Source organism: Erythrobacter westpacificensis, from assembly GCF_039542285.1.
Lineage (GTDB): Bacteria > Pseudomonadota > Alphaproteobacteria > Sphingomonadales > Sphingomonadaceae > Alteraurantiacibacter > Alteraurantiacibacter westpacificensis.
This window is the reverse complement of sequence record NZ_BAABHV010000022.1, coordinates 176186-188675: the sequence shown is the minus strand read 5'-3', so window position 1 is coordinate 188675 and position 12490 is coordinate 176186. Positions and strand designations below refer to the sequence as shown.

Genomic DNA, 12490 nt, shown 5'->3' with positions numbered 1-12490 from the left:
GCGAACGCGCAGCCCGCAGGTGCCGCGCAGTCCGCAGGACGCAGCGAACAGCACCGAGGACGATCACGCGGAGGCGTGATCGAAAAACAATAGGCTCAATCTTCGTCGGCGATGGTAACTTTCAGGCCATCAAGGTCGTCGGTGAAGGGAATCTGGCACGACAGGCGCGAATTTTCGGTGCGGTGGTCGCTGGAATCGAGCAGGTCGTCCTCGTCCTCGCTCATGGCGGGCAGCTTGTCCTTGAAGGCCGGATCGACATGCACATGGCAGGTCGCGCAGGAGCAGCAGCCACCGCACAGCGCCAGCAATTCGTCGAAGCCGTTGTCGCGGATCGCTTCCATCACGGTCAGGCCGCTGCCGACCTCGACGGTGGTTTCCTCGCCGGAACGATTGGTGACGTTGAGAGTGGGCATACTCGTAATCCTCGCGTTTGCTTTGCCGCGGCTGCTAGGCAAGCGCGCCTCTCTTTGCAAGAAGGACAAGCATGGGCCTTACCGCTGACCAGATACGCAGCAGCCTCGATGAAGTGGCCGCCCGCGAACCCGCCATCGCCCGTGCGCTGGAGATCGCGGGCTACCCCGAACCGCGCATCCGCGAGACCGGCTACAAGACAATGCTGCGCACCATCGTGGGGCAGCAGGTCTCGGTCGCCGCCGCCAGCAGCATGTGGAACAAGCTGGAAGCCGAACTTGGCTCGGATTTCACCCCCACCTGCCTGCTCGAACGCGATTTCAACACGCTGCGCGCCTGCGGCCTTTCCCGGCAGAAGCAGGGATATGCCCGCAGCCTTTGCGAACTGGTTGCGGCAGGCGAAGTCGATCTGGAGAACCTGCCCGCAGACGACGAGGAAGCGATCGCCGAACTCACCAAGGTAAAGGGCATTGGCCGCTGGTCGGCGGAAATTTACCTGCTTTTCGCGGAGGGTCGCCCCGACATCTGGCCCGCCGGGGACCTGGCGGTGATGGCCGGTATCGGCAAGATCCTGGGCCTGGAGGAACGCCCAGACGAGAAAGCCACCCGCGCCCTCGCCGAGCCATGGCGGCCGCATCGCGGCGCCACCGCGATCTTCACCTGGCACTGCTACGACAATCCGGCGCTTTAGCTTGGCAACACGCCTGACGGTTCCTACCTCCCAAGCCACACCAAGGGAGACCCCATGACCGACCAGACCGCCGCCACCCGCGTATCCGACACCCCGCTGATCCCGCGCGATCACCTGTTCGGCAATCCCACCCGCGCGCAAGGGAAGATCAGCCCGGACGGCAAGTGGGTCAGCTGGATGGCGCCGTGGGAAGGCGTGATGAACGTGTTCATGGCTCCGGCCGACGATCCCGACAGTGCGCGCCGCATGACGAGCGCCAAGGATCGTCCGATCCCGCAGTATTTCTGGGCGCCCGACAGCCGCAGCCTGCTCTACATCCGCGACAAGGAAGGCGACGAGAACTACCTGCTCTACAGCGTGCCGGTGGAAGGCGAGGCGAAGGAGAAGTGCCTCACTCCGTTCGAGGAGACGCGGGTGCAGATCGTCGGCGGTTCGGACACCATCAAGGACAAGATCCTCGTCGGCCTGAACAACCGCGATGCGCGCTTCCACGATGTCCACCTGCTCGACCTCAATACTGGCGAGCTGGAGCTGGTGTTCGAGAACAACGAGTGGGCGGGTTTCGAGGCGGACGACAGCCTTACCCTGCGCTGGGCCGTGCGGCAGAACGCCGAGGGCGGCACCGACATGCACGAGGTCGTGGACGGCAAGGTGGAAGAAACCCCGCGTGAACGCACCGGGCTGGACGATTCCCTCACCACCGGCATGGCGGGCTACACCACCGACGGCAAGACGCTCTACTGGCTGGACAGCCGCGGTCGTAACACCGCCGCCTTGTTCGCCGAGAACACCGAGACCGGAGAGCGCGTGCTGGTGGCAGAGCACGACAAGGCCGATATCGGCGGCACCTTGCGCCACAAGCAGACGGGCGAAGTGCAGGCCTACACCGTCACTTACCTGCGCACCGAACACCACGCCATCGACCCCGAGATAGGCAAGGCACTGGACTGGCTGTGCGAGCAACTGGACGGCGATTTCGGCGTGCAGTCGCGCACCGATGACGATCGCCGCTGGCTGGTGGCGAACGATCCGCTGAACGCGCCCGTCGCCAGCTACCTGTTCGATCGCGACGCGATGACGCTGACGAAGTTCTACACCACCTATCCCGAGCTGGAGGGCGCCCCGCTGCAGCCGATGCACGCCCGCGAGATCACCTCGCGCGACGGGCTGGTGCTGCCCAGCTACCTCACCCTCCCCCCGCAGAGCGATCCCGATGGCGACGGCGTGCCCGATGCGCCGGTGCCGATGGTTCTGGTGGTCCACGGCGGACCGTGGGCGCGCGATGCCTTTGGCTACAACCGCACGCACCAGTGGCTCGCCAACCGCGGTTATGCAGTGCTGAGCGTGAACTTCCGCGGCTCGACCGGCTTCGGCAAGGATTTCATCAACGCGGGCAACCGCGAATGGTCGGGCAAGATGCACGACGATCTGCTCGATGCCGTCGACTGGGCCGTGGATCAGGGCATTGCCGAGAAGGACAAGGTCGCCATCATGGGCGGCTCCTACGGCGGCTACGCCACGCTGGTGGGCCTCACCTTCACGCCGGAAACCTTTGCCTGCGGCGTCGATATCGTCGGCCCCTCGAACCTGAAAACGCTGCTGGAAACCATCCCGCCCTACTGGGAGCCGCTGGTGAAGCAGTTCCACGAACGCATGGGCGATCCCACGACGGAGGAAGGCAAGAAGTTCCTCCAGTCGATCAGCCCGCTCTACAAGGCGAAGGACATTACCAAGCCCCTGCTGATCGGCCAGGGCGCGAACGATCCGCGCGTGAAGCAGGCGGAAAGCGACCAGATCGTGGAGGCGATGGAGCGCGACGGCGTGCCCGTGACCTACGTGCTTTTCCCCGACGAGGGGCACGGCTTCCACCGCCCGGAAAACAACATTGCCTTCAACGCCATTGCCGAGAATTTCCTTGCCGAATGCATTGGCGGGCGGGCCGAACCTGTGGGCGAAACGCTGGGTGCGTCCACTGCGGACATTCGCAACGGGCGCGAACATGTTAAGGGTCTCTCTGGCGACTGAGAGGCACTGAGAGACATGGGGCAGAAAAGCATTTTCATCACCGGCGGCGGATCGGGTATCGGCCGCGCCATCGCGCAGCATTTCGCGGACAGGGGCTGGTTGGTCGGCATCGCGGACCGCAACACTGCGGGGCTGGAGGAAACGAAGGCCCTGCTGCCGGAAGGGCAGTGCTACACCTACACCTTCGACGTGACGAACCGCGCCGGGTGGGACGTGGCTTTATCGGATTTTGCCGAGCACAGCGGCGGCGCGATCAACGTGATCGCCAACAACGCAGGGCTACCCTCCGGCGGCCCCTTGTCGGAGGTGACGCACGAGGAACTGGACCTGCTGCTGGATGTAAACCTGCGCGCCGTTTTCTACGGGGCGAAGGCCGGATACGAGTATCTGAAAGCCGCCGCGCCCCACGCCTGCCTGCTCAACACCGCCAGCGCAGCCGCGATATACGGCATGGCCAACCAGAGCGTCTACGGCGCGACCAAGGCCGGCGTGAAGAGCATGACCGAGAGCCTGGATGCAGAGTGGTCCACCGCCGGGATCAGGGTCCGCTCGCTGATGCCCAGCTTCATCGATACGCCGCTGCTGAAAATGCCCCCCAACCGCAGTCGCAACACGCCCATCCGCGATGCCGTGGTAAAAGCAGGACTTGAATTCACGCCCGTCGAAGAGGTGGCGGAAGAAGCGTGGAAAGCCGTCCACGGCAACAAGGTGCACCGCCTGGTGGGCAAGACAGCGCGCAAGATGGCGCGCGTTGCCAAGTGGTTCCCCGGCAAGCTGCGCCAGCGTGCTCGCACCCTCGCCGAAGCGCACGAACGCAGCGAGGGGCGCGCGGCGCTGGACTGAACCGCTAGAGCGCCTCGATCGCCTTGGCCATTTTCACGTCGCGCTGGGACAGTCCGCCCGCATCGTGCGTGGTGAGGGTAATGTCCACCTTGTTGTAGACGTTGAACCATTCGGGATGGTGGTCGCTCTTTTCCGCGATCAGGGCGACGCGGTTCATGAAACCCCACGCCTCGCTGAAATCGGAGAACTTGAAGACCTTGCGCATGGCATCGCCGTCGCGGTCGAATTCCCAGCCGTCCAGCTCTGCAAGCGCGCTTTCCGCTTCGCTCCTGCCCAGTTTCTCTACGGCCATGTGTCACTCCCTTGCTTGCGTATTGATGGTCCTGTGCACTAACGCACGAGGCAATGGAACCGTGCCGACTAGCTGCGAGTGACCTGGCCTGCCGGCGCGGAGAGCGCCTGCTGTTCCGCGGCCTGTCGCTGGATATCGTCGGCGGACAGGCGCTGCATGTGACCGGATCGAACGGCACGGGCAAGTCCAGCCTCATCCGCATCCTCGCCGGACTGCTGCGACCTTACGCGGGCGAAGTCGAGCGGCAGGGCAGCACGGGCCTGCTGGACCAGACGATGGCGCTGGACGAACACCTGCCGCTGGGCCGCGCGCTCGCGTTCTGGGCCGGGCTGGACGGCGCGATAGCGGACAGCGTGCTGATCCGCCTCGGCCTTGCCGACCTGCTGGACGTGCCGGTGCGCTACCTTTCCACCGGCCAGCGAAAGCGCGCCGCCCTCGCCCGCCTGCTGGGGCAGAACGCGCAGGTCTGGCTGCTGGACGAGCCACTGAACGGACTGGACCGCGATGCCGTTGCATTGGTGGAGGCGCTGATTGCAGAACACATCGCAGGCGGCGGCCTTGCGCTTGTCGCCAGCCACCAGCCGATCGCCGTGCCCGGAATGGCCGTTCTCGACTTGCCCGACTATGCGCGGGGGCTGGCGGCGTGAGGGGCTTCGGCACCTTGCTGATGCGCGACCTGGCGCAGCTTCTGCCGGGCGCGCGCAAGGGCAATACGCTGCTGCCTCTGCTGTTCTTCCTCGCGGTCGCCATGCTCTATCCGTTTGCCGTGGGACCGAACCCCAACGTACTGGCCGCGACCGGCGGCGGCGTGATCTGGGTTGCCGCGCTGCTCGCCGCGATCCTGCCGCTGGACCGGCTGCTGGCACCAGACCTCGAAAACGGTTTCTTCGACCAGTGGGCGCTGCGCGGCATTGCCGAGGAAGTCGTGGTCGCCGTGCGGTTGCTGGCGCACTGGATCAGCTTCGGCCCGTTCCTGATGCTGGCTGCCCTTCCCGCCAGCGCGCTGCTGGGGATCGACGGTGAGACGCTGCGCACGGTCGAGCTGGGCCTGCTGGCAGGGACACCGGGCCTTGCCGCCATCGGCATCATCATCGCCGCTGTCACGGTGGGCCTGCGCGGCGGAGGCGCGGCATTGTCCGGCCTGCTGGTCATCCCCCTTGCCGTGCCGCTGCTGATCTTCGGCGCGGGTTCGTTATCGACAGGCGGTGACGGCGGCATTGCGCTCACCGCCGCGATCAGCCTGTTGCTCGTCGCCATCGCGCCGTTCGCGGGCGGTGCAGCGATCCGCGCGGCGCGCGAAGGCTAGCGCGGCGCCTCTTCCTCGCCCGTCGCCCGGCTGACAGCCACCCCTGCGCTCAAGCCATGAACGATGGCAGAGACGACGATGGTGAACGCCACCGTTGCCCACAGCGCGCCCTCGTCCACCAGTTCGACATGGTGCGAGGCATAGGCGAGGTAATAGATCGAGCCGATGCCGCGTATGCCGAAGAAGGCCACGGTCGCCCGCTCCCGTGTCTTCAACCCTGCCCCGACAAGCGAAAACCACCCCGCAATCGGCCGGATCAGGAAGATGAGCGCGAGGCCGATCATGGCATGAGGCCAATCGAGGTAGGGCAGCAGGCCGGGAATTGCCGCACCAAGCGCCACCAGCAGCACGGCGGTAAGGGTGTGCTCCAGCGCTTCGGAGAAACTGTGCAGCCGTTCGTGGAAATGGTCCTGGGACTCCTCGCGCCGCAGCGCCAGTCCGGCAACGAACGCGGCGATGAAGCCATAGCCTTCCAGCAATTCGGTGATGCCGTAGGTGAAGATCACACCGGCAAAGGCGACCACGCCCGACTGCGTTTTCGACAGCGTGTTGCCGCGCGGCCAGTCGAACATGATCTGGCCCAGCAGCCAGCCCGCCCCTGCCCCTGCGACACCGCCGACCACCACGCGGTACAACAGGTCGCGCAGCACCCACTCGGTGGCGAGGCCCGTGCTCAGTGCGCCTGCCGTCGCCACGAGCACGCCCAGGTGTACAAAGGGAAAGGCCAGCCCGTCGTTCAGTCCTGCCTCGGTGGTGAGCGCATAGCGCACCGGGTGTTCCCCGCCCTCCAGCGGCGGGCCTACCTGCACGTCACCTGCCAGCACAGGGTCCGTTGGGGAAAGAACGGCCCCCAGCAGCAGGCTGCCTGCCAGCGTCATCCCGGCAGCCCACCAGCCGAACAGCGACAGCGCGATGATGGTGACGGGCATACCGATCAGCAGCAGCCGCAGCGTTGGCTTCCAAAGGCCATGCCCGAACAGCGTGTCGATCCTGAGGCCCACGCCGAACAGTCCGATGATCACGGCGAGTTCTGCGGTGACTTCCCAGATACGGGGATTTTCCAGCGGATCGACAGCCTCGGGCATTCCCGGCAGCCAGGCGAAAGCAACCAGCCCCAGCGCGATCAGGACAGGTGCCGCGGCAGGCTCCCGGCCAGAGAAAAAGCGCGGCAGCCAGTAACTGGCGATGATCGCCGCACCGGCGGCGGCGAAAAGCACGTGGAAGGAATCGAATTCGAACATCTGGGCAGGTTTCCGGCTACGTCTGGCATGAACGCTCGACGCCGGCGCCTGTGCCGATGCGGCCTAGTAGGGCGGGTGATAGTCCTCGCGGCGCAGGGTCAGCATGTAGTCGACCAGTTGCTCCACCTCGTCGTCCTCGAGGTAGAAATCCATTTCGCTGGGATAGTTGTGTGCACTGACCAGCCAGGTCGTCAGCGTCTCGCGCGTCAGCCCGCGGCGATTGGCGATTGCTGGCCATTCCGGCGCATCGGGGTTGGGCGAGAGGCCATAAGGCTCAACCGAATGGCACGAACCGCAGGCGGCCTGGGCCAGCGCGCGGTCTTCCGGATCGGCAGCGGCGACAGGCTCCGGCTCCACGGTCTGACATGCAGCCAGCGCGGCGAGGAGGATTACTGATGCGATCGACGATTTCATGCGGCCTCTTCCATTCATCTATCGGGCGAACATAGCCCTACAGGGAAAAAGGTCGTTGCGCCAAATCAATAGGCCGGATCAGTAAGGCGGCTTGTCCAGACCCTTGGGGCTCTTGGTGAAGATCTCGCAGCCGTCCTCGGTGATGCCGATGGAATGTTCGAACTGGGCCGACAGGCTCTTGTCGCGCGTTACCGCGGTCCACCCGTCGTTCAGCATCTTCACGTGCGGACGGCCAAGGTTGATCATCGGCTCGATGGTCATGAACATGCCCGCCTTCAGCTCCGGACCCGTGCCGCGCCTTCCTGCGTGCACAACTTCGGGCGCGTCGTGGAACAGGCGGCCAAGGCCGTGGCCGCAGAATTCACGCACCACGCCGTAACGGTGACGCTCCGCATATTCCTGGATCGCCGCACCGATATCGCCCAGCCGCGCGCCGGGGCGCACTTCGGCAATGCCGATCATCAGGCACTCGTGCGTCACTTCCACCAGCTTCTTTGCCTTGATGGAGGGTTCTCCGGCGAAATACATGCGACTGGAATCGCCGTGCCAGCCGTCCAGCAGCGGGGTGACGTCGATGTTGACGATGTCGCCTTCCTTCAGCCGCTTGTCGCCCGGAATGCCGTGGCAGACCACGTGATTGATGGAGGTGCAGCACGAATGGGTGAAGCCGCGATAGCCCATGGTCGCGGGCACCGCGCCGCCATCCAGCGTCATCTCGCGCACCACCTTGTCCAGTTCGCCCGTGGTCACACCCGGCTCGACGCGGGTGGTCAGCTCGTCGAGGATTTCGGCGGCCAGGCGGCCTGCCTTGCGCATACCCTCGAACCCTTCCGGGCCGTGCAGCTTGATGGTGCCGTCGCGGTAGACGGACGTGTCGGCGGTTACGTGCTGGTATTCGGTCATGCGCTCCATCTAGGCACTTTGCCCGCGAATTGCGAGACCGGCTTTAGGGGGCGGTGAAGGCGCCGCGATATTCCTCCCGCACGACCTCCAGCAATTCTGCCGTTACCGGGAAAGTGAACTCGTAGCTGCCTTCCGCATAGGGGCCCGCCAGGTAGGGCGCGATCTGGATGCCGATGCGGTTGAACCCCTGCCCGTTGGTGGAGCCGAGCAGCAGATTGCCCTCGTCGGGTTTCACGCAGGCATCGAAACTGTCGTCGGAATCTGCGTCCACCGGTTCGCCGCGCCGCTTCTCGCGCTCTGCATTCAGGGCTTCGCACAGCTGCGGTCCCAGCACCTCGTCCAGCGCGGCGGCGGAAGTGAAGAAGGCGATCGGCTCCACCGACCTGCCCTCTTCCTTGTCCCACACGATCGTATCGAAACTGTAGTTCGGATGCGCCCCGCCGTAATAGAAGGACTGGTCGGCAGACAGGCTGAGCCAGCCGGGCAGGTCCGCCACCACTTCCCACGCGGTCTCGCTGGAATAGGTGTTGAAGGGAAAGCCGTTGTCGCGCGCTTCCTCCCGCCCCTGCGCAGCACGGCCGGCGAGTTCCTGCCGCTCCTGCTCCAGCCGCGAATCGAGCCAGCCTGCCAGCCCCTCTGTATCGCCCGCGGCCTGCGGATAGCTGTATTCGAACAGGTAGGTGTCGGTCCGCTCCGACACGGTGCGCGCGCCGCCCAGCGGAGCGGGCGTCCCCTCCGGCGTGGCAGGAGGCTGCGGTGTTTCGGGCGCGGTAGTCGGTTGCGGGTCTGCGGCCTGCTCGCCCGGATTGCAGGCGATCAGCGCAGTCGGAACCGCAAGCAAGGTGAATCGTCGGATCATCGTAGAGTCCATCTACGCCAAGCCTTCCCAAACGGCGACGAAAACGGCAAGCGGAATTCCATGACTATTGCACCAGACCTCATCCAGCCGGATCGCGAGCAGGATGCCACTACGATCCATCTCGTCAACAAGGACACATTCGAAAGCTTTGCCAAGGGCTTGAGCGGTCCGCAACGCGCGGCGCTTTCCGGGCAGAAATTCACAGGCGCCGGTTACCAGGTGGGAATCGTTCCGGATGGAGAAGGCTGGTTCGCCGTGGGCGGCGTGTCCGACCCTTCAGACCTTTCCAGCTGGTGCCTAGCGAAACTGGCGGAGAAGCTGCCCGAAGGCACCTACCGCCTGGCGGACGATTTCTCCGCCGGCGCTGCCATGTTCGGCTGGATGACGGCGCAGTACCGCTTCACCCGCTACCTTGACGACAAGGATGCCGAAGGGCCGCGAGTGCTGCTGACGAAGGACGTGGCGAAGATCGACCTGGTAACGGCAGAGGCGCACGCGACCAGCCTCGTACGCGACCTGGTGAATACGCCCGCCGAAGACATGGGCCCCGCCGCGCTGGAGGCAGAGGCGGAGCGGATAGCGAAGGAACAGGACGCCAGCATCACCGTGACGCGCGGTGATGCGCTTGAGAAGGGCTTTCCCATGGTCCACGCCGTAGGCCGGGCCGCCGAACGCAAGCACGCCCCGCGCCTGATCGAGCTGGAATGGGGCGACGAAAGCCATCCGAAGATCGCCATCGTCGGCAAGGGCGTGTGCTTCGATTCGGGCGGTCTCGACATCAAGCCTTCGCGCGGGATGCTGCTGATGAAGAAGGACATGGGCGGCGCGGCGCACGCGCTCGCCCTGTCGGAACTCATCATGAAGGCCGGCCTGAAGGTTCGCCTGCACACCGTCGTGCCCGCCGTGGAGAACGCCATTGCGGGCAATTCCTTCCGCCCCGGCGACGTGCTGCAAAGCCGCAAGGGCCTGACAGTGGAAATCGGCAACACCGATGCCGAGGGACGCCTGATCCTTGGCGACGCCCTCACCCTCGCCAGCGAGCGGGAGCCGGAATTCATCCTCGATTTCGCCACCCTGACAGGCGCCGCGCGCGTGGCGCTGGGGCCGGACCTGCCTGCGCTGATGACCCGGCGCGACCAGACGGCCGAGCAGCTTATCTCCGCCGGGAAGGCGCACGACGACGAGCCTTGGCGCCTGCCGCTGCCAGCCGCCTACGCCGAGTGGCTGAAAAGCGACATCGCCGACACCAACAACACCCATACGAATGGCTTTGCCGGGGCGAGCGTCGCTGGGCTGTTCCTCGACAAGTTCGTGGGCGAAGGCATCGACTGGGCGCACTTCGATACCTTTGCCTGGCGTCCCTCTGCAAAGCCGGGACGGTCGAAGGGCGGTGCTGCACTGGGCCTGCGAGCGGCCTTCCACGCGCTGCGCGGTCGATATGGTTAGGGCGCAAGGTTGCAGCAGCGGTCCCGCGCGGCTAAGCGCGGCAGTCTGCACCGGGGCACCCAGGCCCCGCGTTATTGGAAACAGGTGAGCGGCGCTTGAGCCAGGACGACAACACGATGACAGGCCACGCACCGCAGGGTCCGTTTGCTCTTACGGGTCCGGTTGAAAAGCCGGAGCCGCGGCAGGTCCCCCTGCGCGGCGATCTGGCGCACATCGGCCTCGCCGGAAAGCACTTCGTGCCGCACTACGCGGTGCCCCAGCCGCGCAGCGTGCTGCCGGGCGGCGCGCCGCTCTATGCCGATCCGGACGACACCTCGCACGAGCTGTGCGTCCTGCTGGAAGGCGACAGCTTCGAAGTGCTCGACGTAACCCGCGAGTGGGCCTGGGGCTGCCTCTCGCTGCATGGACCGGTCGGCTACATCCGGCTCGACCGGCTGGAAACACCGGGAGGCTGAAGCATGGCGCACACCGTCTTCATCGATGGCGGCGCGGGCACCACCGGCCTGGAAATCGCCGACCGGCTGGAGGGCCGCGAGGAATTCGAGCTGGTTCGCCTCAACGACGCCGAACGCAAGGACGAGGACTGCCGCCGCTCCGCCCTGAATTTCGCCGATTTCGCCATCCTGTGCCTGCCAGATGACGCAGCACGCGAAGCCGTGGCCTTGATCGACAAGGATTCCGGCACCCGCGTAATCGACGCCAGCACCGCCCACCGCACGGCGAAGGGCTGGATCTACGGTTTCCCCGAACTGGTCGGCCCCAACGTGGTCTCGGGCGCGGACAGGGTGTCCAATCCCGGCTGCTATCCTACCGGCTTCCTGGCCCTGGTCGCTCCCCTGGTGCGCGCCAAGCTCCTGCCGAACGACTGGCCCTACAGCGTCAATGCCGTGTCGGGCTATTCCGGCGGCGGCAAGGGCCTGATCCAGCGGTTCGAGGGTGAAGGCAGCGACATCGCCTTTCGCGCTTACGGCCTGGGACTGGATCACAAGCATCTGGACGAAATGAAGAGCAAGGCCGGTCTCAAGCACGCGCCGGTCTTCGCGCCCTCCGTCATTGCCGGCTTCCGCGGGATGGTGGTGGAAGTGCCCCTGCCGATCGAGGCCATGCGCAACTCTGCCAGGCCGGAGGAACTGCGCGAGGAACTGGCCCGCTATTACGAGAACGCGCCCCTCGTCACCGTGCATCAGCCGGAAGAGGACGTGAGCGAGTTGCTGCTGCACAAGAACGCCGAACCCTGGGACGGTCTCGACCTCTATGTCTTCGCCGACAAGGAGGGACACACCGCCCGCCTGATCGCCGTGCTCGACAACCTTGGCAAGGGCGCCAGCGGGGCCGCGGTGCAGTCGCTCAACCTGATGGCGGGCTGCGATCCGCTGGCCGGACTGCGGGCCTGATCCGCACGCGCACGATACCCTGCCGGATAGCGTGCCCAAAATTCGGGCAGCACTGCCTGCAAAAAGGTCAAAAGCGGCGGCGTCAGCCACGCAATTTGATTGCCGGGGGCGCCCGCGAATTCGCCGTAATGTTGCGAATCCGCCCTTTCGCTCGTGCCCGCGATTGTCTAGCAACAGGCCATTGGTGTCTGGCATGATTCTTGAACATCATTCGACCGGGTATCGCCCAAGGGAGAAAGGCCCGGCCAGGTTCGGGTAACGACAGGGAATTCAGTGAAGAAAATCGAAGCCATCATCAAACCCTTCAAGCTCGACGAAGTGAAGGACGCGCTGCACGAAGTGGGCGTGTCCGGCATCACCGTGACGGAGGCGAAGGGCTTCGGGCGCCAGAAAGGCCATACAGAGCTGTATCGCGGTGCCGAATACGTCGTGGATTTCCTGCCCAAGGTTAAGCTCGAGATCATCGTGCCGGATTCGCTTGCGGATCAGGTGACCGAAGCCATCGCCAATGCCGCCAGGACGGGCCGCATCGGCGACGGCAAGATCTTCGTCTCCGACATCGCGACGGCAATCCGTATCCGTACCGGAGAACAGGACGACGCTGCTCTTTAACGGGCAGCACGATCTCCACCGGCGAAACCCGCCAGAACAGACAACACTACGTT

Annotated in this window: 15 protein-coding genes; 9 read left to right on the top strand and 6 right to left on the bottom strand. The window is 65.2% G+C overall.

Annotated features, from left to right (window positions below):
• Nucleotides 1-95: 95 nt before the first annotated feature.
• Nucleotides 96-413, bottom strand: a complete 318-nt coding sequence (locus ABFX23_RS16080; RefSeq protein ID WP_346033991.1) for a 2Fe-2S iron-sulfur cluster-binding protein — start codon at nt 411-413, stop codon at nt 96-98.
• 71 nt (nt 414-484) lie between these two features.
• Between ABFX23_RS16080 and ABFX23_RS16075 the strand changes: the two genes are divergently transcribed.
• Genes ABFX23_RS16075 through ABFX23_RS16065 form a run of 3 tightly spaced genes read left to right on the top strand, consistent with a single transcriptional unit; the run spans nt 485 to nt 3970 of the window.
• Nucleotides 485-1102, top strand: coding sequence for a DNA-3-methyladenine glycosylase family protein (locus tag ABFX23_RS16075; RefSeq protein WP_346033990.1), 618 nt, complete (start codon nt 485-487; stop codon nt 1100-1102).
• Between the two features lie 54 nt (nt 1103-1156).
• A complete protein-coding gene (locus ABFX23_RS16070) occupies nt 1157-3127 on the top strand; it encodes a S9 family peptidase (RefSeq protein ID WP_346033989.1) in 1971 nt (656 codons plus the stop codon).
• A 15-nt stretch (nt 3128-3142) separates the two neighbouring features.
• Nucleotides 3143-3970, top strand: coding sequence for an SDR family oxidoreductase (locus ABFX23_RS16065; protein ID WP_346033988.1), 828 nt, complete (start codon nt 3143-3145; stop codon nt 3968-3970).
• 4 nt (nt 3971-3974) lie between these two features.
• On the opposite strand, the gene ABFX23_RS16060 is transcribed toward ABFX23_RS16065, so the two are convergent.
• A complete protein-coding gene (locus tag ABFX23_RS16060) occupies nt 3975-4262 on the bottom strand; it encodes a 4a-hydroxytetrahydrobiopterin dehydratase (protein ID WP_346033987.1) in 288 nt (95 codons plus the stop codon).
• Between the two features lie 53 nt (nt 4263-4315).
• On the opposite strand from ABFX23_RS16060, the gene ccmA reads away from it, so the two are divergent.
• Nucleotides 4316-4909 carry a heme ABC exporter ATP-binding protein CcmA gene (gene ccmA, locus ABFX23_RS16055; RefSeq protein WP_346033986.1) on the top strand — a complete coding sequence of 198 codons (594 nt, stop codon included), beginning with the start codon at nt 4316-4318 and terminating at the stop codon, nt 4907-4909.
• 20 nt (nt 4910-4929) lie between these two features.
• Nucleotides 4930-5568, top strand: coding sequence for a heme exporter protein CcmB (locus ABFX23_RS16050; protein ID WP_346034041.1), 639 nt, complete (start codon nt 4930-4932; stop codon nt 5566-5568).
• Here the strand turns inward: ABFX23_RS16050 and ABFX23_RS16045 are convergent.
• The 4 genes from ABFX23_RS16045 to ABFX23_RS16030 all read right to left on the bottom strand — a co-directional run bounded on the left by ABFX23_RS16045 (nt 5565) and on the right by ABFX23_RS16030 (nt 8985).
• Entirely contained in the window at nt 5565-6809 is a 1245-nt protein-coding gene (locus tag ABFX23_RS16045; RefSeq protein ID WP_346033985.1) for a cation:proton antiporter, read from the bottom strand. The two genes, ABFX23_RS16050 and ABFX23_RS16045, sit on opposite strands and share 4 nt — an antisense overlap.
• Nucleotides 6810-6872: 63 nt before the next feature.
• A complete protein-coding gene (locus tag ABFX23_RS16040) occupies nt 6873-7223 on the bottom strand; it encodes a c-type cytochrome (RefSeq protein WP_346033984.1) in 351 nt (116 codons plus the stop codon).
• Nucleotides 7224-7301: 78 nt separating this feature from the next.
• On the bottom strand, nt 7302-8126 hold the full coding sequence (map, locus tag ABFX23_RS16035; protein WP_346033983.1) for a type I methionyl aminopeptidase: 825 nt from the start codon (nt 8124-8126) through the stop codon (nt 7302-7304).
• Between the two features lie 43 nt (nt 8127-8169).
• A complete protein-coding gene (locus tag ABFX23_RS16030; protein ID WP_346033982.1) occupies nt 8170-8985 on the bottom strand; it encodes a DUF4163 domain-containing protein in 816 nt (271 codons plus the stop codon).
• A gap of 60 nt (nt 8986-9045) precedes the next feature.
• Here ABFX23_RS16030 and ABFX23_RS16025 point away from each other — a divergent pair, with 60 nt between their 5' ends.
• From ABFX23_RS16025 to ABFX23_RS16010, 4 genes are all read left to right on the top strand, one after another.
• A complete protein-coding gene (locus ABFX23_RS16025) occupies nt 9046-10431 on the top strand; it encodes a leucyl aminopeptidase family protein (RefSeq protein ID WP_346033981.1) in 1386 nt (461 codons plus the stop codon).
• A 95-nt stretch (nt 10432-10526) separates the two neighbouring features.
• A complete protein-coding gene (locus tag ABFX23_RS16020; RefSeq protein ID WP_346033980.1) occupies nt 10527-10886 on the top strand; it encodes a hypothetical protein in 360 nt (119 codons plus the stop codon).
• Nucleotides 10887-10889: 3 nt separating this feature from the next.
• Nucleotides 10890-11825 carry an N-acetyl-gamma-glutamyl-phosphate reductase gene (argC, locus tag ABFX23_RS16015; protein WP_346033979.1) on the top strand — a complete coding sequence of 312 codons (936 nt, stop codon included), beginning with the start codon at nt 10890-10892 and terminating at the stop codon, nt 11823-11825.
• 273 nt (nt 11826-12098) lie between these two features.
• Nucleotides 12099-12437, top strand: coding sequence for a P-II family nitrogen regulator (locus tag ABFX23_RS16010; RefSeq protein ID WP_346033978.1), 339 nt, complete (start codon nt 12099-12101; stop codon nt 12435-12437).
• The last annotated feature ends 53 nt before the right edge of the window (nt 12438-12490 follow it).